The sequence below is a fragment of the Fusobacterium perfoetens genome (genome assembly GCF_021531595.1).
In the GTDB taxonomy this organism is placed as follows: domain Bacteria; phylum Fusobacteriota; class Fusobacteriia; order Fusobacteriales; family Fusobacteriaceae; genus Fusobacterium_B.
Map to the genome: position 1 here is coordinate 1 of NZ_JADYUD010000009.1, position 24,183 is coordinate 24,183.

Below are 24,183 nucleotides of genomic sequence, written 5' to 3' on the forward strand. Positions count from 1 at the left end.
GTATCAGAAATAACTAAATAGTAAAACCCTAATGGGTATAGTAAGAAGAGAAGGAGAAATCCTTCTCTTTTTTTGTATATATAATAAAAATATTCTAAAGAATTTTACTTTTTTTATTTTTATTTTCATAATATGAAAAATAAATGATATAATAAAATAAATATATATGTGATTGTTTTTAAACAGGAAAAAATTCTAAAATAAAAGAGAACTCAGGAGGTAAGCAATGAAGTGTATAATTACTGTTTTAGGAACAGATAAGGTTGGGATTATTGCAAAAGTTTGTACTTATTTATCAGAAGTGAATATAAACATTCTTGATATTTCACAAACTATTGTAGATGGATACTTTAATATGATGATGATAGTTGATATATCTGAACCTTCAAAACCTATGGAAATGGTAAGTGAAGAATTATCTAAAATAGGAACAGACTTAGGTGTTATCATAACAATGCAACATGAAGATATTTTTAACTGCATGCACCGTATCTAAAAAATAATCTAAAACCAGAGGAGGACTTCTATGATTTCCAGAGTAGAGATTCAGGAAACTAACCGTATGATAGCTGAAGCTAAGCTTGATGTGCGTACAATAACAATGGGGATAAGTCTTATAGACTGTGCAGATCCTGATGTAGAAAAATTTAATGAAAATATATATAAAAAAATAACAACTTATGCAAAAGATTTAGTAAAAGTTGGAGATGAAATAGCAAAACAATTTGGAATACCAGTTGTAAACAAAAGAATATCCGTTACTCCTATAGCAATAGCAGCAGCAGGATGCAAAACAGATTCTTATGTAAGTATTGCTAAAACTCTTGATAAAGCTGCTGAAGTGTGTGGAGTAAACTTTATAGGTGGATTTTCAGCTCTTGTTCAAAAAGGATGTACACCTTCTGATAAAATTCTTATAGATTCTATTCCAGAGGCTATGGCTGTAACAGAAAGAGTATGTTCATCTGTAAATGTTGGAACTTCAAGAAATGGTCTTAATATGGATGCTATAAAAAGAATGGGAGAAATAATAAAAGAGACAGCTGAACTTACAAAAGACAGAGATTGCCTAGGATGTGCAAAACTTGTTGTATTCTGTAATGCAGTTGAAGACAACCCATTTATGGCAGGAGCATTCCACGGAGTTGGAGAAGCAGACTGTGTAATAAATGTAGGTGTAAGTGGACCGGGAGTTGTAAAAAGAGCTCTTATGGAAGTAAGAGATGGGGATTTTGAAATGCTTTGTGAGACAGTTAAGAAAACAGCATTTAAAATAACAAGAGTTGGTCAGATAGTTGCTCAGGAAGCTGCTAGAAGATTAAATGTACCTTTTGGAATAATAGATTTATCTCTTGCTCCTACTCCAGCTGTTGGAGATAGTATAGGAGAAATATTCCAAGAAATGGGGTTAGAACAAGCAGGAGCACCAGGAACAACAGCAGCTCTTGCAATTCTTAACGATAATGTTAAAAAAGGTGGAGTAATGGCGTCATCTTATGTAGGAGGACTTAGTGGAGCGTTTATTCCTGTAAGTGAAGATCACGCTATGATAGAAGCAGCAACAGTTGGTGCTCTTACTCTTGAAAAACTTGAAGCGATGACTTGTGTATGTTCAGTAGGACTTGATATGATAGCTATTCCTGGAGATACATCAGCAGCTACAATTTCAGGAATTATTGCTGATGAATCTGCAATAGGAATGATTAACAATAAAACAACAGCAGCAAGACTTATTCCTGTAATAGGTAAAGGTGTGGGAGAAACAGTAGAATTTGGTGGTCTTCTTGGATATGCACCTATTATGCCTGTAAATAAATTCAGCTGTGAAAACTTTATAAAAAGAGGGGGAAGAGTTCCTGCTCCAATTCACAGTTTTAAAAACTAAAGAATATAATGTTTTTGGCTGGAAGAAATTTCTTTCAGCCTTTTTTATATTAATATTATAAAATTTTATAAATTATAGTAATAAAAAGTTTCAAATTATAGAAGGAGAGAGTATGTACAAAGGAGATTCACATGTTCACAGCAGATTTTCTGCAGATTCAAAGGAGAAATTAGAAAATATATTTGAAAAAGCTGTTGAACTTGGGCTTGATGAAATAACAATAACAGATCATATGGATTTTGCAGATAGGGAAGAAGATGATCTTTTTGTTTTTGATATTGATGAGTATGTTAAAACATTAAATACTTATAAACAAAAATATAAAGATAAATTAATTATAAAAATTGGTGTTGAAGTAGGGATACAACCTCATTTATATAAAAGATATGAACCAGTTTTAAAAGCAAATTGCTGGGATTTTATAATAGGTTCATCTCATTCTGTTGATCATATGGATGTAGGATATAATGATATTTATTTAAAATATAAAACGAAAAATGAAGTTCATAGAAGATATTTTGAAACAATCTTAGAAAATCTTGATATATATCATGATATAAGTGTATATGGACATCTTGATTTTATAAGAAGATATGGGGGAGGAGTACATTCAGATCATAAAATTATAGATTTAGAGCTTCATAAAGAACTTATAGATAAAATTTTAAAAAAATTAATTTCAAAAAATATAGGAATAGAAATAAATACTTCAGGAATAAGATATGGAGTAGGAGATTTTCATCCGTGCAGAGAAATTCTTGCAAGATATAAAGAACTTGGGGGAAAAATTATAACAATAGGATCAGATGCACATAGGGCAGAAGATATTGCAAAAGATTTTGGAGAGGCAAAAGAACTTTTAAAATCTTTAGGATATAAATATTTTTGTACTTTTACAAATAGAAAACTAGAGTTTAAAGAACTTTAAAATTTATTTTATTATAGAAATATTATAAATATGATATAATAAAAAAATGAAATAATTGCTAGATAGAAAAATCTTCTGTCTTATAAAAGCGGGGTGAAAAGATGTTAATTTTAGGAATAGAATCATCATGTGATGAGACTTCTATTGCAGTTGTAAGAGATGGAAAAGAAATACTTTCAAATAATATATCTTCTCAGATAGAGATTCATAAAGAATATGGAGGAGTTGTTCCAGAAATAGCTTCAAGACAGCATATAAAAAATATTGCAGCTATTCTTGATGAAAGTTTAGCTCAGGCTGGAGTTACTCTTGATGATATAGATTATATAGCAGTTACTTATGCACCAGGACTTATAGGAGCTCTTCTTGTAGGCGTTTCTTTTGCAAAAGGTCTTTCTTATGGACATAATATTCCTCTTGTTCCAGTTCATCATATAAAAGGACATATATATGCAAATTTTGCAGAACATGATGTAAAACTTCCATGTATAGCTTTAGTAGTATCAGGAGGACATACTAATATTATTTATATAGATGAAAATCATAAGTTTACTAACTTAGGAGGAACTCTTGATGATGCTGTAGGAGAGACTATGGATAAAGTGGCAAGAGTAATAGGAATTGGTTATCCAGGAGGGCCTGTAATAGATAGAATGTATTATGAAGGAAATCCTGATTTCTTAAAAATTCCTGAACCTAAAGTTGGAGAATATGAGTTTAGTTTTTCTGGAGTGAAAACAAATGTTATCAATTATGTAAATAAGATGAGAATGAAGGGAGAAGAATTTAAAAAAGAAGATCTTGCAGCTTCTCTTCAAAAAACTGTAGTAGATATTTTATGTAAAAAAGTTTTAAAAGCTTGTGAAGATAAAAATGTAAAGCAAATAATTATAGCTGGTGGAGTAGCAGCAAACTCACTTTTAAGAAGTGAACTTAAAGAAAAAGGAGGAAAACTTGGAATAGATGTAAGTTATCCTTCAATGAAGCTTTGCACAGACAATGGAGCTATGATAGCAATAGCTGCATATCATAAACTTATGAATGGTTATAAACCAGAGGAAAATCTTTCTCTTAATGGGATAGCAACTTTAAATATTGCTGATGAAAAAGAATAAAAAAAGAGGCATATGCCTCTTTTTTTATTCATCATCTTTTACTTTTCTTTTTTCAATAATAGACATAATTTCTTTTCTTTTTTTCAAAAACTGCATTTCTCTTTTTGCAGCCTGTGAGTTTACAGTTCTTACAATAGGAAGCATAAATCCTGCTACAATACCAGCAGAGAAACCATTATTATAAAGATTCATTCCTCCATGAAGGACTCCTATACTGTTTACAACAGCAAGGTGAAGCCATCCTGCTACAAATCCCCAGAACATTCCAAAAACGCCTGTTATAGGGGCTAGAGAGGTTCCAAAAAGCCCTGAAAGAGCAAGTGTGAAATAATCATAGCTGCCACTTGTAACTCCTGCAAACAGAACTCCAAGAAGTATAGGAAGTGTATTGAGATAAGTTTTTCCATGTGCAGAAAAGCCAACAACAGTAAATACTCCTGCAAGCATAGGACCGTTAAGTGTCTGTCCTAAAAGAAGAGGAAAAGCTATAGCAATAAATCCCATGACTCCCATATTTATAAAAGTCAGTCCAAATCCATATTTTTCAACAAAATCTGCTTCAAGTCCACTGTCACAGCAAAGTTTCTTATAACCTTTGAAAGAGCAGTTGTTAATGAAAAATCCATTTATTATAAGAAGAATAAAGATACTGCTGCATATAATTTTTAAAGCTGGATCAAATTCTGTAGACAATAGTCTTCGTGAAGCAACTTCAAACCCATATGTTTTAAGGATACTGTTAAAAACAGCTCCTAAGATACCTGCAGTAAATCCAAGGTTATAAAGGTTATATCCTTCATGGAAAGTTTTCATTTTTGCTGCAAGAGGGGTTATGATAAATCCTATAATTATCCCAAGAGAAACAGCATTTAAATAAGAAAACTCAAATGTATTTGTTCTGAAAGCTATCTCACTGATAAAAGGTGCAAGGGCACTGGCAAAGGATACAGGAACAAAAACATCTCTGAACATTATTCCTTCATATTTACTGTAAAGAATTCCACCTATATATATAGGGAGAATATTTAAAATATTTTTTCCAAAAAAAGAAAATCCAAATGTAGTAAACATTGATGCAAGAATAAGACCATTTATTTTTATATTTAAAATTCTTATAAGGAAAAGATTAAAGAAAAAAATAAGTGTTGAGTTTAAAAAACCAGCCCCTATTCCTCCTATAACAAGAAAATCTGTAATAAGAGCTGCAGGGGAACTTATAATTTTAATCAGTCCTTCAAAAACATTTTCTTTTAGACGAAAAACATAACAGCTGAATGCAAAAACAGTAATTGCAAAAAGAGTCACTGCAAGTTCATAAATTCTTACTTCTCTTTCTCCCTTAAAATTATCCAAAAAATTCCTCCTTAAGATTAAAAACTATGTTAAACTGTATTGGTAAAAACTATTTCCTTATAAATTATATCTTATATCTGTATAAAAATGGTAGAAAAATTTAAAAAAAATAAAAAAGAGGTATATAAATTATGAATGGAAGTTGTGATAAAATATGGTTTGTATATATGATAAGATGCTTTGATAACTCTATATATACTGGAATAACAACTGATGTTGAAAGAAGGTATAAAGAACATTGTGAAGGAAAAGGGGCAAAGTATACAAAAGTGAGAAAACCTAAAGAAATTTGTGCTTGTTTTAAAGTAAAAAATAGAAGTGAAGCTGGAAAATTAGAATATTTTATAAAAAATTTAACAAAAAAAGAAAAAGAAAATTTAATTTCAGGAGAAAAAATAAAAAAATTTTTCTAAAATATGCAGAAGAACATTTAAAATTTAAAATAATTTTATAAATTTTTACATATGAAAACCATTGAAATTATTAGAAAAAAAAGATTGTAAAAAATTTTTTTATAAATTTTTATTTTTTTTGTTGACAGAAAATAATATATATGGTATTATTACTCTTGTCTTAAGAAAACAGGTTTGAAAAAACACTGAACTTGAGAAGCCTGGATGGCGGAACAGGTAGACGCACGGGACTTAAAATCCCGTGGTACTTAGTACCGTGCCGGTTCGATTCCGGCTCTAGGCACCATTTCGCGGGGTAGAGCAGCTGGCAGCTCGTCGGGCTCATAACCCGAAGGTCATAGGTTCAAATCCTATCCCCGCCACCAAAAATTTAATAGTAAAGTAGTGGTTCAATAACACATATGCGGGAATAGCTCAGTTGGTAGAGCGTCAGCCTTCCAAGCTGAATGTCGCGAGTTCGACCCTCGTTTCCCGCTCCATATATGCGTCATTAGCTCAGTAGGTAGAGCACACGACTTTTAATCGTGTTGTCACTGGTTCAAATCCAGTATGACGCACCATTTATGTGTCTGTAGCTCAGCTGGATAGAGCAACGCCCTTCTAAGGCGTGGGTCAGGAGTTCGAATCTCTTCAGACACGCCATTATAAAAAACATATGGATCTATAGCTCAGCTGGTTAGAGCACTCGGCTCATAACCGAGTGGTCATTGGTTCGATTCCAATTAGATCCACCACTCAATTGCCCCGTTCGTTCAACGGTTAGGACATCAGATTTTCACTCTGGAAACAGGGGTTCGATTCCCCTACGGGGTACCATTACTTTATGAATAATGCACGGAGAGCTATCCTAATTGGTAAGGAATCGGTCTTGAAAACCGACGCCGTAAGGCTTTAGAGTTCGAGTCTCTAGTTCTCCGCCATTTTTTTAAATAAAAACTGCTCAGATAGCTCAGTCGGTAGAGCAGGGGACTGAAAATCCCCGTGTCGGTGGTTCGATTCCGCCTCTGAGCACCACTTAATTAAATATATATGGTCGCATAGCTCAGTTGGGAGAGCACCTGCCTTACAAGCAGGGGGTCATAGGTTCAAGTCCTATTGTGACCACCATAATGGGGGTGTAGCTCAGTTGGTTAGAGCGCCTGCCTGTCACGTAGGAGGTCGCGAGTTCGAATCTCGTCACTCCCGCCATTATAAAAATATCAGGACACAAAACTGTGTCTTTTTTTATTTATTCCTTTTTCCAAATCATAAAAAACTCTTTTTCACCAGTATTAGGATCAACAGTTTCTTTTTTTATTTTAAAGTTTTCTCTCTTATAAAAATTAACAGCTTTTATATTTTTAATATAGACATTTAAATTAAGTTCCGTTTTAAAAGTTTTTACAAAATTAAGGAGTTTTTTTCCTATTCCTTTAGATTGTTCATCAGATTTTATAAATATTCCTGCTATATAATCATTATCCAATCCTATAAATCCAACAATCTTTTCATTCTTTTCATAAATATATACTTCAGCAAGAGGAAGAAGATTTTTTACAGTAGTTTCATTGCTTTTCCAATATTCTGGTGAAATGAAAAAATGAGTTTTAATATTTTCATTCAGCCATATTTTAATAACTTCATCTAAGTCGGCATTGTTTAATTTTCTAATCATATTGTATCCTTTCGTAAATTTTAAGATATTTTTATTTTATCATATTTAAAAAATGTATAAAATAAGTTTAAAAAAACTTTTTTAGAACAAAAATAAAAAAAATAATAAAATATATAATTAAATTTTCAATTTGAAAAAATATATAATTTATAATTTTCAAAATGAAAATTATTTTCAAAATGAAAATTAAAATAAAAAATAAAAAAATGTAAATGATATATTAAAACAGAAGTTATGGTAAAAAAATATTTTTTTATTATGGCATAAAAATTGCTTATTATATAAGTGAATTATAAAATGAAAAATTTAGGAGGAAAAGATGATTGATAAAATTTTAAGTATATTAAATGAAGAAATAATACCTGCAGAAGGATGTACAGAACCTATAGCTATTGCTTATGCAGCAAGTAAACTTACAAGTGTATTAGAAAATGTTCCTGAAAAAATAGATATTTATCTTTCAGGAAATATGATAAAAAATGTTAAGAGTGTTAAAATACCTAATTCTGAAGGAATGGTAGGGATTGAAGCCTCTGTTGCAATGGGAGCTATCTTAGGAAACTGTGAAAGAGAATTAATGGTTATATCTCATGTTGACACAGCTCGTCTTCCAGAAGTAAGAGAATATGTAAATTCAGGAAAAATAAATGTATATTTAAATAAAGGAGATGTAAAATTATACATAAGAATAGAAGGAACTTGTGGAAATGATACTGCAATGGTAGAAATTCAAAATTACCATACAAATATCACAAAAATTATGAAAAATGGACAAGAAGTAAAAGGATGTTCTTGTGATGATAAATGTGGTGGAGATGTAATGACTGACAGAAGTTTCCTTTCTGTAAAATTAATTTATGAACTTGCAAAAACTATAGATCTTTCTCTTATAGAACCAATATTCCAAAAAGTTATAGACTATAATACAGCAATAGCAAAAGAAGGACTTACTAATGACTGGGGAATTGCTATAGGAAAAACAATAAAAGAAGGAATTGAAGAGGGAGTTTACGGAAACGATATCAGAAATAATATGGCAAGTTTTGCAAGTGCAGGAAGCGATGCAAGAATGAACGGATGTTCTTTGCCAGTTATGACAACAAGTGGAAGTGGAAACCAAGGAATGACAGCATCTTTAGGTGTTATTAAGTTCTGTGAAATGAAAGGAATTTCTCACGAAGAATTAATAAGAGGACTTTTCTTCTCTCACATGACTACAATTCATATTAAAAGTAATATAGGAAGACTTTCAGCATATTGTGGAGCAATTTGTGCAAGTGCAGGAGCAGCAGGAGCAATATCATTCTTAGATGGATTAAGCTTAGAACAAATTACATGGGCAATAGAAACAACTTTAGGAACTCTTTCTGGAGTTATATGTGACGGAGCAAAAAGTTCATGTGCTACAAAAATAGCAAGTGGAATTACTTGTGCATTTGATTCTTACTTTGCAGCTAAGAAAAATAGAAGATTCTTATTTGGAGAAGGAATAGTAGGAAGAGATGTAGAATCTACTATTAAAAATGCAGGAATTTTAGGACAAGATGGAATGAAAGTTACAGACGAAGTAATTCTAGATATTATGATAAATAATAAATAGTTTTAGGCAAAAACCCAATTTTAGATAAATTTTAACTCATATGAAGAGAGCTGGTAGTAATTTGTACCAGCTCTCTTTTATTATAAGATATCTATAAATTTCCACCATGGAATACATATATAAAGGACAATAAAGAATGTAAGAACAGTAAGAAGAATACCATATTTTATTATTACTTTATTGCCGTAAAGTCCTTCTCCAAATCCTACCATTACTGTAGCATGGTGAAAAGGAAGTATGTACTGAATGCTCACTACTGTATAAACAAAAAGAGTGAGAACAGCAGAATGAGGAGGAAGTATTCCAAGTTGTGCTATTGTAGGAATTACAACTGATGAAGTAGTTACAGCACTGCCAAGAAAAAAATTAAGAATAAGAGTAATTATTATAAGGAAAATTATTTTTTCATTAAAATTTCCTACTGGGACAAGAACAAGAAGTTTTTTTGTTATAATATCTGCTGCCCCTGAATAATTTAAAACACCACCTACTGAAAATGCTCCTGTAAAAAATATAAGAAGTTTCCAATTAATATTTTTTATTGCATCAGGTTTTATAATTTTTAAAGTAAATCCAAGAATTACTCCTATAAGCATAATATATACAGATTTCATATGATGGAAACTTTGAGAAGCAAATCCGATAAATATTATAAGACATATAAAAAACATTTTTTTCTGTTCAGCAGTTAATAAAACTTTTTTATTTTTTTTCTCAGAAATAATAAAATGAGAATTCTTTATTTCTTTTTTAAAAACAGCTATGAAGAGAATAAATGTCAGAATACAAGTAACACTTGCAGGCAAAGACATATATAAAGCCCATTGAGCCCAGTTTATTTGAGCTCCAGAAATAGCTACAACTACATAGTTAAGAAGCATATCTCCACTCATAAAAAACATAGATGTAAATGTTGAAGCTGTGAATATACTGAAATAAAGTATTTCTTTACTGTCTGCTGTAAGATTCTGGCTTTTAAAGAACTCTCTATAAAAAGCAGCAAGAAGAATTACCCTTGGAAAAGGCTGAGGTATGAAAAAAATTAGCAAAAAACCTGCTATATAAGAGAAAAATATAAGCTTTATAGGAGTTTTTGCTATCTTTTCCATAATACTTTTTGAAATTACAGAAGCAGTTCCTGTATCTGTAACACCTTTAGTGATTAAATAGGATAGAATTATAAGATAAAAATTTTCTGTTGCAGGAAATTGAAACAGAATTTTATAAGGCGCAAGAGAAAGAGAAGTAGCTCCAGCTAAAAAAAGAACTGAAATTATAGCATTATCCATAGCAGAAGCTCCCCATAAAATAAGTGCTTCAATAGAAAGAAAGATAGCAGCATTAAGTTTAAATTCATATGGAGATACTATAAATATCAACATACCAACAGCAAGAGAAAGAAAAGTAATTTTAGGTTTAAAAATAATTTTTTTTAATATAATTTCATTAAAACTCATAATATCCCTCCTATTCTTTTATTACTGATAAAGTGTCTGATTTCCTTTTAAAAAATAAAAATAAAAAATTATACCTTTTTTGTATTTTTAATCGTCTAAAGAATATCTAAAAAATAAATATCAATATCAAGGAGGGATAAAAAATGAAAAAAATAGCAGCAGCTTTATTTTTTCTTATGACAGCAGCAGCTTTTGCAGAGCATTACGATAGGGAAGAACATATGATTGAGAGCAAACTTTATCAAAATTTCCCTGTTCTTGAGGCTGGAAAAAATATAAATGTTGAAGAAATAGAAGTTGATATAGAAAGAGATGGAGGAGTTGAAGTTGATATTGAACTTGCAAGAGGTTCTAATGTTGATACAAAAAACTATAAACTTTATGCAGATAAAATAGCAGATTCTTTAAATGAAATTTTAAAAGAAATGAAAGATCAAAACTTTACTCTAAGAAAAATAGAAATTGATACTTCAGGAATACACGACGACAAAGAAGTATTTAGATATTAGATTTATAAACAAAAAGGTCTTAAGATATGCCCAAGCAGCTTTCTTAAGACCTTTTATTTAATTCTCCCCAGAATTACATTGATATTATACTTTAGGGAGAAAGAAATGTCAAAAATTATTAAGTTTTGTAACTATGCTTCCTGTTTTCCTTTTAAAATCCAATCTTTTCCTTCTACAAGTCTTGCTACAAGCATAGAGGCAATAGTATCACCACTGGCATTAATCATTGTTGCAGGAGGATCTACAAGGTATCCTATTGTAGCTATTATAGGAAATGCTTCAGGAGGGAATCCATATATAGAAACTATGAACATTTCTCCTATAAGTCCTCCTCCAGGAACTCCTGACATAACAACTCCTCCTACTAAAGCAATAAGAACAGCACTTACATAAGTTCCTATTCCAGTAAATGGAATATCAAAGATTCCAAAAAGGAAAGAGATTTTTAAAATAGTACTAAAACATGTTCCATCCATATGTGCAGTAGCTCCTATAGGAAGAACAATTTCTCTGATGTCCTTAGGAACACCTATATTTTCACATGCTTCCAAATTTACAGGAAGTGTTGCAATAGAACTTTGAGTAGCTACTGCTGTAATTGCAGGGGAAATGACATATTTTAATGCTTTAAGTCCTTCTGTCCCAGCTGAGATATAAGCATAAGCAGGGAAAGCAATAAACAAGTAAGCAAGGCATAGGGGATAATATATAAGCATTGCTCTTGCATAAGAACCTAAAAGTTCTTGTCCATATTGCCCAACTAATGCTCCAAAGTAAGCTCCAAGACCAATTGGTGCATAATACATTAAAAGATTAATCATTTTTAAAAATACAGCAGCAAGAACTTCAAGTCCATTTGCTATAACTTTCCCTTTTTCTCCTACCATATTTACACAAAACCCAAATACGATAGAAAAAATTATAAGAGGAAGCATGTTACTTCTTGAAATAAGCTGCGGAAAATCTGTAACAGTAAGTGCAGCTACTATTTGATCTCCAGTCTGAAACGGTTTTAATGCTTCAGCAGGAGGAAGATTAAGATTTATTCCCTGTGCAGGAGGATAAACCAAAACAATGAATATGATAATAATTGATGCTATAAAACCTGTTGAAAAGAAAACAAGAAGAAGACTTTTTAAGATATTTCCAAGTCTTTTCATATTACTCATGCTTGCAACAGAACTACTTATTGTTACAAAAACAAGAGGAACAACGATTGTAAACATAGCATTTATAAACAGATCTCCAAAAGGTTTAAGTATAGAGGCTTTTTCTTTTAAAATTCCTCCAAGAATACTTCCTAAGATAATTGAACCAAGAAGTATTATAGAAAAACGATAATTTTCCCAAAAAGTTTTTTTATTTTTTGTCATAAATATTTCCTCCCCGATTTATGTATTAAAGATACATTACAGTATCCTTTTATCTAAATCTTTTGTCATTATCAGTATTTTATAATTTATATAAAAATATATCCATACTTCAATAAGTTAAATATTTTGTTCTTATATACAATTAAAAAACTATATATTTCAATGAAAAAAATATTTTTTTTGTTCATAAAATATGAATTTGTAATATTGTGAAAAAAATGTTATTCTAAATAATAGAGAAACTATTTAAGGGGTATTTTATGGAAAAAAAACTTAGAATAACAATTCCTAATGAAATATATAAAATAATAGAAAGTGATTTGGAAGACTTTGGAATCACGAAAAATTTCTTGTGCAATTATATTTTTGAAAAATCAGATGGATTTAAGCAAGTGTATAACTATAAATATAATGGCTCTAAAAAAATTATTCAGTTTAATTTAAATAAAAGAAATCTTGAAAACTATTATTCTTTTTTAGCTGAAAAAAATATAGAAGTAGAAGCTGAATATTTTAGAAATATATTTCTTTATTATGCACAGCAGTCAAAAAAAAGCAGGGAACTTTTTATTTTTAAGAATACTGCTGAAAAAATAATGTATGCAATAGAAAATAGGAAAAAAATTATAGTTACTTTTGCAGATGAAATTAAAAAAATTATATCTCCTTATTATATGGGATCTTCTGAACTGGAGCTTAAAAATTATATCTTTTCATATGATGAAGATGAAAGTAAATTTAAAAATTTTACACTTAGAAACATAAAATCAGTTTATGTTACTGAGAAAAAGACTTATGATAAAGAAATGGAGTTTGTCAATAAAGTTATAGAAAATTTTGATCCATTTCTTTCTTATAATAAAAATGTAACAGTAAGATTTACAGATGAAGGGCTTAGAATTTTAAAAGTGATAAAAACATATAGACCTAAACTTTTAGAACAAAAAGGAAATATTTGTAAATTCCAATGTTCAGAGCTTCAGGGAAAAAGATATTTTTCATGTTTTTGGAATGAAGCTGAAATATTAGAGCCTGAAGAACTTCGTAGATGGTTTAAAGAAAAAGGGGAAAAAACTTCTAATCTTTATAAATGAAATATTTGATAAATAAAAAATATAAATATAGATTAAAAAAAATTAATCTGATATAATTATTTATAGATAAATAAAAATAAAGTTAAATATATTTTTTTATATGTTTATATTTATATAATAATATGTCTATTTGGATAAATTTGGAGGAATTTTATGATATATATATTAATAATTATTGCAGTGGCAGTTATTATTTTTACCGGAAAGGGAATTCCAGTTTTTCTTTACCATCAAGTAAATTCTCTTTCAAATGTAACACCTGAACTTTTTGAAGAACATTTAAAAATTCTTAAAGAAAAAAATATGAAGACTATTACAGTTTCTGAATATGGAAAAAAAGAGACACCTAAAAACAGTGTTCTTATAACTTTTGATGATGGATATTATGATAACTACAAAATTGTTTTTCCACTTTTAAAAAAATATAACATGAAAGCAACAATTTTTCTGAATACTTTATATATAGGCGAAAAAAGATGGGGAGAAACAAAAATAGAAAAAAATGGAATTGCAAATTATAATGCAATAAAAAAATATAATGCTCTTAATGATGGGACAACAGAGCAGTATATGACTTGGTCAGAAATAAAAGAAATGTATGAAAGTGGACTTGTTGACTTTCAGTCTCATTCTCATAAACATATGGCTGAATTTAAAACTTTGGAATTTCAAGGTGTGTTTCAAGAAGATAGTATGGATTGTACAGATATTTTTCTTTATGGAGATATTGAAGAAGGATTTCCAAAATTTCCTAAGCGTGGAGAATATTCAGGCCCTGGAATAGTAATAAATAAAGAATTTTTTAAAAAGTTTAGAGATTTTTATATTTCAGATTTAAAAGGAAAAGATGAAAAGGAAATTTTATCTTTAGGTCAAAAATATATAAATGAACATATAGAACCATATGTTATGATTGAAACAGAAGAAGATGCAGAAAATCGTATCAAAAAGGAATTTTTAATTAATAAATCTATAATAGAGGAAAAATTAAATAATAAAGTTGAGTATTTCTGCTGGCCATGGGGACACAGAAATAAAAAGACAATTGAGCTTTTAAAAACTCTTGGAGTAAAAGGATTTATTACTACTAAGAAAGGAACAAATTCATATTCACCAAATTGGGATATGATAAGAAGAATAGAACTTAGAAAATTTACACCTGAAAAATTTAAAATTAATCTTATGATAGGAAGAAATCTTTTACTTGGAAAAATATATGGTTGGGTATCATAAAATTTTAAAGGGGATATGATTATGGGATTATCAGTTGCAATGATAACACTTAACGAAGAAAAAATACTTGAGAGAACTCTTAATTCAGTAGCTGAATTTGCAGATGAAATAGTTATAGTGGATAGTGGTTCTACAGACAGAACAAAAGAAATAGCAGAAAAGTTTGGGGCAAAATTTATATATCAAAAGTGGCTTGGATATGGAATGCAGAGAAATAAAGCTATAGATAGTTCCTCAAACGAATGGATTTTAAACATAGATGCTGATGAAGAAATTTCTCCTGCTTTAAAAGAAAAAATAATAAGAATAAAAAATGGAGAAATTGAAGGTGAAGTATTTACAGTAAACTTTACTTCTGTGTGTTTTGGGAAAAAATTAAAACATGGAGGATGGAGTAATTCCTATCATATAAGACTTTTTAAAAAATCAGCAGGAAGATTTAATGATAACATGGTTCATGAAGAATTTAAGACTGATAAAAAAGTTTATACTTTAAAAGAAGATATACTTCATCATAGTTATCTTACAATTCAAGATTATTTTGTAAAATTTAACAGATATACAACTGAAGGAGCTCTTGATTATTACAGAAAAGGTAAAAAACCTTCAGCACTTCAGATAATATTTAATCCAATATATAAATTTATTAAAATGTATATAATAAGATTAGGATTTTTAGATGGAATAGAAGGACTTATGATAGCTTCAGCAAGTGCTATGTATTCCATGGTTAAGTATTTTAAATTAAGAGAAATATATAAAAATGGAGTATATTATGAAGATAATAATATCAAGAACGGATAAAATAGGGGATTTGATACTATCTATTCCTAGCTTTTTTATGGCGAAAAAAATGTATCCTGAGGCAGAAATAATTCTTCTAGTAAGAAATTATAATTATGAAATAGTAAAAAATCTTCCTTTTGTGGATAGAGTTTATAAAATAGATGATTTCAGACAGGAAGAACTTCTTGAAAAAATAAAATATTTTAATGCTGATATATTTGTGGCACTTTATAATGACAGTTATATAGCAAAACTTGCAAAAGCCAGTGGAGCAAAAAGAAGAATAGGGCCTATTTCAAAAATATCTTCTTTCTTTGCTTTTAATCAGGGAGTCTATCAGAAAAGATCAAAGTCTGTAAAAAATGAAGCTGACTATAATCTTGATCTTATAAAAAAAATAGATTCTGAGAGATTTGAAAAAGTTTTTGAGATAGAAACTAAAATTTATCTTGAAGATTCTCATAGAGAAGTAGCAGAGATATTTTTTAAAGAAAAAAATATAGGAAATATTTCTCTTGTTGTAAATCCTTTTATGGGGGGATCTGCAAAAAATATTACAGATGATCAGTATGTTTCTCTTCTTCAAAAAATATATGACAGGATAAAAGGTATGGATATAATTATTACATGTCATATTTCAGAGGAAGAAAGAGGACAAAAAATAATAGAAAAAATAGGAAGAGAGAGAGTATATCTTTTTGCAAATGGTGGTTCTCTTTTAAATCTTGCTGCAATTATTGAAAAAGGAAAAGTTTATTTTGGAGGATCAACAGGTCCTACTCATATAGCAGGTTCTCTTCAAAAAGAAATAGTTGCTATATACCCAAATAAGAAAACACAAAGCCCTGTAAGATGGGGAGTTTATAATAATCCTAATGCAGAGTATGTAATTCCAGATAGACCTGAGAGAAAAATGAAAGAAGATTATTCACATAAATATTTTGATTCTTATGACGAATCTGTTGAAGAAGAAATTTTAACTCTTTTAGAAGAAAAGCTTTTGAAAAATCAGAAGTAAGAGGTGAAAAATTGAGAATATTAATAATACATACAGCCTTTATAGGGGATATAGTTCTTTCTACACCTCTTGTAAGGAAAATAAAAGAATCATATCCTGATTCATATTTAGCTTATGTAACAACACCTGCAGGAGCGGCAGTTTTAAAAAATAATCCATATATAAATGAGATAATAGAGTATGACAAAAGAGGAGCTCATAAAGGAATAAGAGGTATTTATGAACTTGGAAAAAGACTTAGATATGAAAATTTTAATCTTGTGATAACTCCTCACAGATATCTTAGAAGTTCTTTTCTTTCGTGGCTTTCAAGATCTCCTGTAAGAAAGGGATATGACAATGCAGCAGGAGGATTTTTCTTTACAGAAAAAATTCATTATGATAAATCTAAGCACGAAGTTGAAAAACTTTTATCATTTATAAATTGTCCTGAAACAAATGGAAAAAGATACGAAATAGAACTTTTTCCTGATAAAGATTCTCTTGAAAAGGCTGCAAATATTTGGAAAGCGAATAATCTTGAAAATAAAAAAACTGTAATTATAGCTCCGGGAAGTAAATGGTTTACAAAACAATGGCCTGTGGAATATTTTAACAAGGTTATTGATAATCTTTCAGAAGATGAAAATATAGGAATTATTGCAATTGGAGGAAAGGAAGAAATGTCTCTTTCTCTTCATAAAGAAAAGATTATAGATTTAAGAGGAGCAACTTCTCTCCTAGATTTAGCAGCAGTTTTAAAAAAAGGAAATGTATTACTAACAAATGACTCATCTCCTGTTCATATAGGATCAGCTTCTGAAAATACAAGAATAATAGCATTATTTGGTCCAACAGTGAAAGAGTTTGGTTTTTTCCCTTGGAGCAGAAACAGTGAAGTAATGGAAATAAATAATCTTTCTTGCAGACCTTGTGGAATGCACGGAGGAAAAAAATGTCCTGAAGGACATTTTAAATGTATGAGAGATATTACTCCTGAAGCAGTGACAGAAGCTATAAAAAAATATTTGGGAAAAGATAAAAATGGATAGAAGAAAAGAAGGCAGAGATTATATATATTATAACCAGAAAGATACTGTGGATTTTTATACGAGGATAAAGGGCAGAGATTATACAGTCTTAAGAACTTTAAAAGATGATAGCAGAAGTCTTGTTGAAGTCATTAGGATAAATGGGAAAAGATATGTTTTGAAAGTTCCAAAAGAGAAAAATAGAAGAAAATGGCAGAGATTCCTTTCTATATTTAGAGGTGGCGAAAGCATGAGGGAATGTAAGCAGTTGGAAAAACTTATGCTTAATGGCTTTAATGCTCCAAGACCTTTTCTTGCACTTGAAAAAAGAAGATTTGGAATGACTGTTGATTCCCTTTCTGTAAGTGAATACATAGAAAGCAGAGCAAGTACAGAAAAAGATATTGATATTGTATGCAGTTCTCTTAGAGAAATTCATAAAAAAGGATTTCTTCATGGAGATTCTCAAATAGAAAATTTTCTTGTTACAGACAGCAGAATATATCTTATAGATTGTAAACTTCTTAAAAATATATATGGAAAATTTGGAGAAATGTATGAATATATATATTTAAGAGAAAGTTGTTTTTTTGATTTAGATGAATATATAGATACAAAAGCTTTTTATTTTAAAGGTGCAAAGCTTTTAAACAGTTATCTTCATTGGTGGGGAGATTTCAGAAAAAAATTAAGAAATAAAGGTTAGTGATGTAATTGTGAGAATACTTATTATAAGGCTTAGTTCAATAGGAGATGTTATTCTTACAACTCCTGTTTTAAAACAGCTGAAAGAAAAATATCCAGATATGACGGTTGATTTTCTTGTTATGAAAAATTTTAAAGATTCCATAGAAGGAGTGCCTTATATTGATAATCTTATTCTTTTTGATAAAAAAGAAAATGATGGATATCAAAATATGGTAGCTTTTGGAAAAAAATTAGCAGGGAATGGGTACGACTATGTTTTTGATCTTCATAGTAAAATAAGATCAAAAATTATATCTAAGCAAATAGCTTCTTCTGGAGCAAAAGTTCTTGTATATCCAAAGAGAAAATGGTGGAAATCTCTTTTGGTAAAAATGAAACTTATAAAATATCATGTTGATGATACTATTGTAAAAAATTACTTTAAGCCTTTTAAAAAATTGGGACTTAAATATAGAGGAGAAGAACTTTTATTTTCCTTTTCTGAAAAAGATTTAGAAAAAGTAAAAGGGTATGAAGGATTTTTTGTAATGGCTCCTGGAGCTTCAAAAGAGACTAAAAAATGGACTAAAAAAGGTTTTGGAAATCTTGCTAAAAAACTTTATGAAAAATATAAAATAAAAACAGTTCTCATAGGAGGACGGGAAGATATAGAAAGATGTAACCACATAAATAAAATAAGTGGAGATGTATGTATAAATCTTGCTGGAAAACTTTCTCTTAAAGAAAGTGGAGCACTTCTTTCAAAAGCAAAGCTTATGGTAACAAATGATTCTGGTCCGTTTCATATAGGAAGAGGTGTAGGATGTCGTACTTATGTAATATTTGGCCCTACTGATCCTGGAATGTTTGAGTATGATGAAAACAGCACTTTAATTTATAAAGATGAAATTTGTTCTCCGTGCAGCCTTCATGGAAACAGAGAATGTCCTAAAGGACATCTTAATTGTATGAATAAATTGAGTGAAGATATAATTTTAAAAGAGATAGAAAAATATATGGATAAAGTAACTAATTAATTTAAGGGGGTTCTACTCATATGGCAGTTAAAAAAAATGAAGCAGTTGATAAAAACAAAGCACTTGAAAATGCAATAAAGCAGATTACAAAAGATTTTGGTGAAGGGTCTATAATGAAGCTTGGAGAAAATGCTTCAATGAATATAGATGTAATTCCTACAGGAAGTATAAATCTTGATGCTGCCCTTGGGCTTGGAGGAGTTCCAAGAGGAAGAATAGTAGAAATATATGGAGCTGAAAGCTCAGGAAAAACAACTATAGCTCTTCATATTATAGCAGAAGCACAAAAAATGGGAGGAGTAGTTGCATTTATAGATGCTGAACATGCTCTTGATCCTGTGTATGCAAAAGCTCTTGGAGTTGATATTGATGAAATGCTTATATCTCAGCCTGATTTTGGAGAACAGGCTCTTGAAATAGCAGACATGCTAGTTCGTTCAGGAGCTGTTGATGTAATAGTAGTTGACTCAGTTGCAGCACTTGTTCCTAAAGCAGAAATAGATGGAGAAATGAGCGATCAACAAATGGGACTTCAGGCAAGACTTATGTCAAAAGCTCTTAGAAAGTTAACAGGAACTCTTAATAAATCAAAAACAACTCTTATTTTTATTAACCAAATAAGAGATAAAATAGGAGGATTTGGATTTGGACCTCAGACAACAACAACAGGAGGTAAAGCTCTTAAATTCTATGCTTCTGTAAGAATGGAAATAAAAAGAGTAGGATCTGTAAAACAGGGAGACGATATAATAGGAAATGAAGTTCTTGTTAAAGTAACAAAGAATAAAATTGCTCCTCCTTTTAAAGAAGCTTCATTCCAGATTATGTACGGAAAGGGAATATCAAGAGTAGGAGAAGTTCTTGATGCTGCTATTGAAGCAAATATAGTTTCTAAATCAGGAGCATGGTTCAGTTATGGAGATATAAGACTTGGACAAGGTAAAGAAAATGTAAAAGCAAGACTTGAAGAAGAAGCAGACTTGTTCAATGCAATTTATGACGAGCTAAAAGCTAAAAATGCAATAGGAACAGCTCATACAGGCACTGAAGAAGAGGATGTGGAAGAAAATGAAAATTTTGAGGATTCAGAAGAATAAAATTCTTTTTGAAAACGGTGCTGAATTTTATTTGCAAAAAAATATAATAAAAGAATACAATATGAAAGAGAGCATGGAGATTGATAGGGAAAGCTATATGCTTTTAGCCGAATCTTCGGCTCTTTCTTTTTCTTATTGGCTTTTAGGAAAAAGAGATTACAGTACCAAGGAACTTGAAACAAAACTTTTGACAAAATACAAAGAAAAAATTATAATATCTAAAGTGATTACGAAATTAAATAACATGTGTTATTTAAATGACGGTGACTTTGCAAAATCATTCATAGAATCTCATAAAAATTGGGGTAAGAAAAAGCTTGAATATCAGCTTGCTTTAAAAGGGATAAAAGGCTCATTAGTCAGAGAACTTTTAAGTGAAAATATAGATAATGAAATTACAGAGATTCAAAAATTATGGGAGAGAATGGGGGATAAAGAATACCGAAAAAAAGTTGAAAGTTTAATGAGAAAAGGTTTTGAATACAGTACTATAAAAAAAGCTGTTGAAAATCTTTGATAGGAGGTTTCATGTTTGGAATAATACTTGCTACTGTTTCTGCTGTTTGTCTTTTTATATATAAAGAGATAACTTTTATACCTGCACATTTTTATAAAAATAAAAAGAAAAAAACTTTTACAGCTAGAAAAAATTTGCGTGATATAAGTTGTTGCTTTTTAAAGGTTCTTGGAACTAAAGTTGAAGTAGTATATAAAGATAAGGAAGCATTTGAACATTTGAATAGAGAAAAAGGAATAGTCTTAATAGCAAATCACCAAAGCAATTTTGATATTCCTGTTATTCTTTCAGGAATAAAATTTGATCTTGGTTTTGTTGCAAAAAAAGAGATGGAATCATGGCCTTTTTTTCATAGATGGATGAGAAGAGGGAAGTATATATTTTTAGACAGAAGCAATCCCAGAGAAGGTATAAAAAGTATAAAAAAAGCAGTTAAAATAGTAAAAGAAGGTTATCCAACAGTTATTTTTCCAGAAGGAGAAAGAAGTCTTACAGGAGAAATTGGAAATTTTAAAAAAGGAAGTTTTAAACTGGCTCTTGATACAAATGGAATTATTGTTCCAATGACAATATGCGGGGCAATAAATATTCAGAAAAGAGGAAGCATAGCAGTAAGCAGAAACAGGAAAGTAAAGCTTATAGTAGAAAAACCTATTGACATTTCTATTCTTTCTGATGAAGAAAAGAAAAATTTAAACAATATTGTAAGAGATAAGATTATAGAAAATTATAATAATTAAAAATTTTATTTATTAAGTTTTAGTCGGTACGAATAAAATAAAAGGAAAGATGAATAAATTTGACAATTCTTTGCTTTAGCTATATGCTATATGTATTGAATTATTAATTATTTTCAGGAGAGTGTATGAGAAATATAAAAATTTCATATTCTTATGATGGCAGTGATTTTTATGGTTTTCAGAGGCAACCAGATAAAAGAACTGTACAAGGAGAAATTGAAAGAGTATTAAATATAATTTTAAAAAAGGAAGTAAACCTAATCACAGCAGGGCGAACAGACAGAGGAGTTCATGCTAGAATGCAGGTTTCAAATTTTATAATAGATTCCACTCTTACCATACCTCTTGAAAATTTACAGAGAGCAGTTAATAAACTTCTTCCTTCAGATATTTCTATTTTTGATATAGATGAAGAAGATATGAGTTTTAATGCTCGTTATATGCCTAAAGCAAGAGCTTATGAATATATAATAACATGGGAAAAAGATGTTTTTTCAAGAAGATATAAGACATATATATCAAAAGAAGTTAATCCTGAAAAATTAAAAAGCATACTTTCTGTCTTAGAAGGAAAACATGATTTTAATAATTTCAGAATAAAAGATGAAAATAACAGAACAACTGTAAGAGAGATATATAAAATAGATGTATATTATAAAAAGGAAAATGAGATAGGGATATATATAGAGGGAAGTGCTTTTTTAAAAACTCAGGTTAGAATAATCGTAGGAACAGCACTTGATGTATATTTTAAAAGAAAACCAGAAAATTATTTAGAACTTCTTTTAAATGAGCCTCATATCCAAAGAAAGATAGAAGTTGCTGAGCCAGGAGGACTTTATCTTACAAAGATTGAATATTAGGGAGAGATTATGAAAATAGTGGAAGTATCCATAAAAGATAAAGATTTGATGGACGGAATTGTGGAAATGGAAAAATCTACTTTTGGAAGATTTGGTGGAGTAGATTTATGGATATTAAAGCCGATAGTAAAATTTGGAAGAGTTTTTGCTGTTGTTGAAAATGGAATCGTTATAGGAGCAGCAGAATTTATGGTTGCCTTTGATAGACCAGAAGCTTTTCTTTATGGCTTTTCTGTAATGGAAAAATATCGTGAACAGGGAATAGGAACTAATCTTCTTGTTCATTGTGAAAATTATTTTAAAAATTATGGAATAGAAGTAATATCTCTCACTGTAGATCCTAAAAATGAAAAAGCAATAACACTTTACAAGAATCTTGATTATTATATAGAATCCTTAGAACTTGATGAATATGAACCTGGAATAGATCGTTATGTGATGAAAAAACAGCTGTAGCCTTTGAAATTCCTCAACTAATACTTTACTTTTTTCATATTTTTTTATATAATGAATTATAATCATTACAAAATTGTTGAGATTATCTGAAAGGAGGAATGTAAATGACACATAATGTGGAAAATGTTGGGGAATATTTAAAAGAAAACGGAATAAAGCCGTCTTATCAGAGAATGAAAATATATGAGTTCCTTTTACAAAATAGAATACATCCTACTGTTGATACTATATATAGAGCCTTGAATAAAGAAATACCAACTCTTTCAAAAACAACTGTATATAATACTCTTAATCTTTTTATAGAAAAGAAAATTGTAAATATTCTTGTTATAGAAGAAAATGAAACGAGGTATGATGCTTATTTAGAACTTCACGGTCATTTTAAATGTGAGAAATGTGGAAATATTTATGATATAGAAATGAACAGTGATACACTTGATCTTGCAGGTTTGGAAGGCTTTGAAATAAAAGAAAAACATATATATTTCAAAGGTATATGCAAACACTGTCATGAACAAATGATAAAAAATTAAATTCTCTTAATAAAGAGAAATTAAAGAATAAGGAGGAATGAAATGGAAAAATTAGATCTTTTTAAGTCTGAATGCGGAATGGTAGCAGAAGTTATTTACAAGGAAAGCAAAGAGTGTACAGGAAAAGCTGACGGAATTAAAGTTGAAAAGCTGGAAGAACACACAGAAGACGCAGCAAAAGAAAAACATGTTCCTTATATTGAAGAAAAAGAAAATGGATATCTTATAAAAGTTGGGAAAGAAACAGCACACCCAATGCTTGAAAATCATTATATCACTATGATAGAAATTATTGTAGATGAAGATAAACTTTACAGAAAATATTTAAAAGCAGGGGATGCTCCAGAAGCTTTCTTTGAAGTTCCTAAAGGAAAATCTGTAAAAGCAAGAGAATACTGTAATCTTCATGGATTATGGGTAAGTTCTAAATAACAACTGATTGTTATATAGCATTAAAAGAGGACGGAATAAATCTGTCTTCTTTTTTTATTAAGTATTTGTAAATAAAAAAGGAACTGTTTTTCAGTTCCTTTAAAAGCTTATGTATTATAAAGATTTTATATTAGAAGCTTGTGGACCTTTTTCTCCTTGAACTAGGTCATAGCTTACTTTTTCATCTTCTTCAAGAGATTTAAAACCTTCTTTTTTTATTTGAGAGAAATGAGCAAAAACATCTTTACCATTTTCTCCTGTTATAAATCCAAAACCTTTTTCTGCGTTAAACCATTTTACTGTACCTTTCATGTGATACCTCCATATTAATTTTGTTAATAATGATAACCTGACTTAATTTTTTTAACTCAATAATACTTGAAGGATACTTGT

General features: G+C 29.7%; 26 protein-coding genes and 11 tRNA genes. 32 read left to right on the top strand and 5 right to left on the bottom strand.

The features are described 5' to 3' along the window. The first annotated feature begins 226 nt into the window (after positions 1-226). The 4 genes from I6E17_RS06360 to tsaD all read left to right on the top strand — a co-directional run bounded on the left by I6E17_RS06360 (position 227) and on the right by tsaD (position 3,928). Positions 227-496 carry an ACT domain-containing protein gene (locus I6E17_RS06360; protein ID WP_235236238.1) on the top strand — a complete coding sequence of 90 codons (270 nt, stop codon included), beginning with the start codon at positions 227-229 and terminating at the stop codon, positions 494-496. Positions 497-526: 30 nt separating this feature from the next. After that, positions 527-1,885 carry a PFL family protein gene (locus I6E17_RS06365; protein WP_235236240.1) on the top strand — a complete coding sequence of 453 codons (1,359 nt, stop codon included), beginning with the start codon at positions 527-529 and terminating at the stop codon, positions 1,883-1,885. A gap of 112 nt (positions 1,886-1,997) precedes the next feature. Then, positions 1,998-2,813: a histidinol-phosphatase HisJ family protein gene (locus tag I6E17_RS06370; protein WP_235236242.1), complete on the top strand. Its 816-nt coding sequence runs from the start codon at positions 1,998-2,000 to the stop codon at positions 2,811-2,813. Between the two features lie 101 nt (positions 2,814-2,914). Further along, a complete protein-coding gene (gene tsaD, locus I6E17_RS06375; RefSeq protein WP_235236244.1) occupies positions 2,915-3,928 on the top strand; it encodes a tRNA (adenosine(37)-N6)-threonylcarbamoyltransferase complex transferase subunit TsaD in 1,014 nt (337 codons plus the stop codon). A 24-nt stretch (positions 3,929-3,952) separates the two neighbouring features. Here tsaD and I6E17_RS06380 read toward each other — a convergent pair whose 3' ends face one another. Next, positions 3,953-5,281 carry a DUF1576 domain-containing protein gene (locus I6E17_RS06380; RefSeq protein WP_235236246.1) on the bottom strand — a complete coding sequence of 443 codons (1,329 nt, stop codon included), beginning with the start codon at positions 5,279-5,281 and terminating at the stop codon, positions 3,953-3,955. 131 nt (positions 5,282-5,412) lie between these two features. Between I6E17_RS06380 and I6E17_RS06385 the strand changes: the two genes are divergently transcribed. The 12 genes from I6E17_RS06385 (at position 5,413) to I6E17_RS06440 (ending at position 6,882) form a co-directional block, all read left to right on the top strand. After that, entirely contained in the window at positions 5,413-5,694 is a 282-nt protein-coding gene (locus I6E17_RS06385) for a GIY-YIG nuclease family protein (protein WP_235236248.1), read from the top strand. A gap of 198 nt (positions 5,695-5,892) precedes the next feature. After that, a tRNA-Leu gene (locus I6E17_RS06390) sits at positions 5,893-5,980 on the top strand. Between the two features lie 3 nt (positions 5,981-5,983). Continuing rightward, positions 5,984-6,059: transfer RNA gene (locus tag I6E17_RS06395), tRNA-Met, on the top strand. Between the two features lie 38 nt (positions 6,060-6,097). Next, positions 6,098-6,173 (top strand) — tRNA-Gly (locus tag I6E17_RS06400). 5 nt (positions 6,174-6,178) lie between these two features. Then, positions 6,179-6,254: transfer RNA gene (locus I6E17_RS06405), tRNA-Lys, on the top strand. Between the two features lie 5 nt (positions 6,255-6,259). Then, positions 6,260-6,336: transfer RNA gene (locus I6E17_RS06410), tRNA-Arg, on the top strand. Positions 6,337-6,351: 15 nt separating this feature from the next. Continuing rightward, positions 6,352-6,428, top strand: a tRNA-Ile gene (locus I6E17_RS06415). A gap of 7 nt (positions 6,429-6,435) precedes the next feature. Beyond that, positions 6,436-6,510, top strand: a tRNA-Glu gene (locus I6E17_RS06420). 20 nt (positions 6,511-6,530) lie between these two features. After that, positions 6,531-6,614: transfer RNA gene (locus I6E17_RS06425), tRNA-Ser, on the top strand. Between the two features lie 18 nt (positions 6,615-6,632). Further along, positions 6,633-6,708 (top strand) — tRNA-Phe (locus I6E17_RS06430). A 17-nt stretch (positions 6,709-6,725) separates the two neighbouring features. Then, positions 6,726-6,801 (top strand) — tRNA-Val (locus I6E17_RS06435). 4 nt (positions 6,802-6,805) lie between these two features. After that, positions 6,806-6,882 (top strand) — tRNA-Asp (locus tag I6E17_RS06440). A 40-nt stretch (positions 6,883-6,922) separates the two neighbouring features. On the opposite strand, the gene I6E17_RS06445 is transcribed toward I6E17_RS06440, so the two are convergent. Continuing rightward, positions 6,923-7,348: a GNAT family N-acetyltransferase gene (locus I6E17_RS06445; RefSeq protein WP_235236249.1), complete on the bottom strand. Its 426-nt coding sequence runs from the start codon at positions 7,346-7,348 to the stop codon at positions 6,923-6,925. A gap of 319 nt (positions 7,349-7,667) precedes the next feature. Here I6E17_RS06445 and I6E17_RS06450 point away from each other — a divergent pair, with 319 nt between their 5' ends. Next, positions 7,668-8,948, top strand: coding sequence for a serine dehydratase subunit alpha family protein (locus tag I6E17_RS06450; RefSeq protein WP_235236250.1), 1,281 nt, complete (start codon positions 7,668-7,670; stop codon positions 8,946-8,948). An 80-nt stretch (positions 8,949-9,028) separates the two neighbouring features. Here I6E17_RS06450 and I6E17_RS06455 read toward each other — a convergent pair whose 3' ends face one another. Continuing rightward, positions 9,029-10,405, bottom strand: a complete 1,377-nt coding sequence (locus I6E17_RS06455) for an SLC13 family permease (RefSeq protein ID WP_235236251.1) — start codon at positions 10,403-10,405, stop codon at positions 9,029-9,031. A gap of 143 nt (positions 10,406-10,548) precedes the next feature. Here I6E17_RS06455 and I6E17_RS06460 point away from each other — a divergent pair, with 143 nt between their 5' ends. After that, on the top strand, positions 10,549-10,914 hold the full coding sequence (locus I6E17_RS06460) for a hypothetical protein (RefSeq protein WP_235236252.1): 366 nt from the start codon (positions 10,549-10,551) through the stop codon (positions 10,912-10,914). A gap of 131 nt (positions 10,915-11,045) precedes the next feature. On the opposite strand, the gene I6E17_RS06465 is transcribed toward I6E17_RS06460, so the two are convergent. After that, positions 11,046-12,287, bottom strand: a complete 1,242-nt coding sequence (locus I6E17_RS06465) for a dicarboxylate/amino acid:cation symporter (protein ID WP_235236253.1) — start codon at positions 12,285-12,287, stop codon at positions 11,046-11,048. A gap of 260 nt (positions 12,288-12,547) precedes the next feature. On the opposite strand from I6E17_RS06465, the gene I6E17_RS06470 reads away from it, so the two are divergent. From I6E17_RS06470 to I6E17_RS06535, 14 genes are all read left to right on the top strand, one after another. Next, complete coding sequence (locus I6E17_RS06470; RefSeq protein ID WP_235236254.1) at positions 12,548-13,381, top strand: WYL domain-containing protein; 834 nt, start codon at positions 12,548-12,550, stop codon at positions 13,379-13,381. 153 nt (positions 13,382-13,534) lie between these two features. Further along, positions 13,535-14,614, top strand: coding sequence for a polysaccharide deacetylase family protein (locus I6E17_RS06475; RefSeq protein WP_235236255.1), 1,080 nt, complete (start codon positions 13,535-13,537; stop codon positions 14,612-14,614). A 21-nt stretch (positions 14,615-14,635) separates the two neighbouring features. Next, entirely contained in the window at positions 14,636-15,418 is a 783-nt protein-coding gene (locus I6E17_RS06480; protein ID WP_235236256.1) for a glycosyltransferase family 2 protein, read from the top strand. Further along, the gene (locus I6E17_RS06485) at positions 15,390-16,418 is read left to right on the top strand and encodes a glycosyltransferase family 9 protein (RefSeq protein ID WP_419180980.1); all 1,029 of its coding nucleotides are present in this window, start codon (positions 15,390-15,392) and stop codon (positions 16,416-16,418) included. Before I6E17_RS06480 ends, I6E17_RS06485 begins: the two co-directional genes overlap by 29 nt. Positions 16,419-16,429: 11 nt before the next feature. Continuing rightward, entirely contained in the window at positions 16,430-17,449 is a 1,020-nt protein-coding gene (locus I6E17_RS06490; protein ID WP_235236258.1) for a glycosyltransferase family 9 protein, read from the top strand. Beyond that, positions 17,442-18,134 (top strand): lipopolysaccharide core heptose(II) kinase RfaY, encoded by a 693-nt coding sequence (locus tag I6E17_RS06495; RefSeq protein ID WP_235236259.1) that lies wholly within the window; start codon positions 17,442-17,444, stop codon positions 18,132-18,134. The genes I6E17_RS06490 and I6E17_RS06495 overlap by 8 nt, the downstream gene beginning before the upstream one ends. 10 nt (positions 18,135-18,144) lie before the next feature. Continuing rightward, positions 18,145-19,152 carry a glycosyltransferase family 9 protein gene (locus tag I6E17_RS06500; RefSeq protein ID WP_235236260.1) on the top strand — a complete coding sequence of 336 codons (1,008 nt, stop codon included), beginning with the start codon at positions 18,145-18,147 and terminating at the stop codon, positions 19,150-19,152. 20 nt (positions 19,153-19,172) lie between these two features. Further along, on the top strand, positions 19,173-20,249 hold the full coding sequence (gene recA, locus I6E17_RS06505; protein ID WP_235236262.1) for a recombinase RecA: 1,077 nt from the start codon (positions 19,173-19,175) through the stop codon (positions 20,247-20,249). Continuing rightward, positions 20,221-20,766 carry a regulatory protein RecX gene (locus tag I6E17_RS06510; RefSeq protein ID WP_235236264.1) on the top strand — a complete coding sequence of 182 codons (546 nt, stop codon included), beginning with the start codon at positions 20,221-20,223 and terminating at the stop codon, positions 20,764-20,766. Before recA ends, I6E17_RS06510 begins: the two co-directional genes overlap by 29 nt. Positions 20,767-20,777: 11 nt before the next feature. Next, positions 20,778-21,506: a lysophospholipid acyltransferase family protein gene (locus I6E17_RS06515; RefSeq protein WP_235236265.1), complete on the top strand. Its 729-nt coding sequence runs from the start codon at positions 20,778-20,780 to the stop codon at positions 21,504-21,506. Between the two features lie 125 nt (positions 21,507-21,631). Beyond that, the gene (gene truA, locus I6E17_RS06520; RefSeq protein ID WP_235236267.1) at positions 21,632-22,369 is read left to right on the top strand and encodes a tRNA pseudouridine(38-40) synthase TruA; all 738 of its coding nucleotides are present in this window, start codon (positions 21,632-21,634) and stop codon (positions 22,367-22,369) included. Positions 22,370-22,378: 9 nt separating this feature from the next. Beyond that, the gene (locus I6E17_RS06525) at positions 22,379-22,825 is read left to right on the top strand and encodes a GNAT family N-acetyltransferase (RefSeq protein ID WP_235236269.1); all 447 of its coding nucleotides are present in this window, start codon (positions 22,379-22,381) and stop codon (positions 22,823-22,825) included. Between the two features lie 104 nt (positions 22,826-22,929). Beyond that, positions 22,930-23,358, top strand: a complete 429-nt coding sequence (locus I6E17_RS06530; protein ID WP_235236271.1) for a Fur family transcriptional regulator — start codon at positions 22,930-22,932, stop codon at positions 23,356-23,358. A 42-nt stretch (positions 23,359-23,400) separates the two neighbouring features. Further along, entirely contained in the window at positions 23,401-23,790 is a 390-nt protein-coding gene (locus tag I6E17_RS06535; RefSeq protein WP_235236273.1) for a desulfoferrodoxin family protein, read from the top strand. Positions 23,791-23,904: 114 nt separating this feature from the next. Here I6E17_RS06535 and I6E17_RS06540 read toward each other — a convergent pair whose 3' ends face one another. Then, a complete protein-coding gene (locus tag I6E17_RS06540; protein WP_235236274.1) occupies positions 23,905-24,102 on the bottom strand; it encodes a cold-shock protein in 198 nt (65 codons plus the stop codon). Positions 24,103-24,183 lie beyond the last annotated feature (81 nt).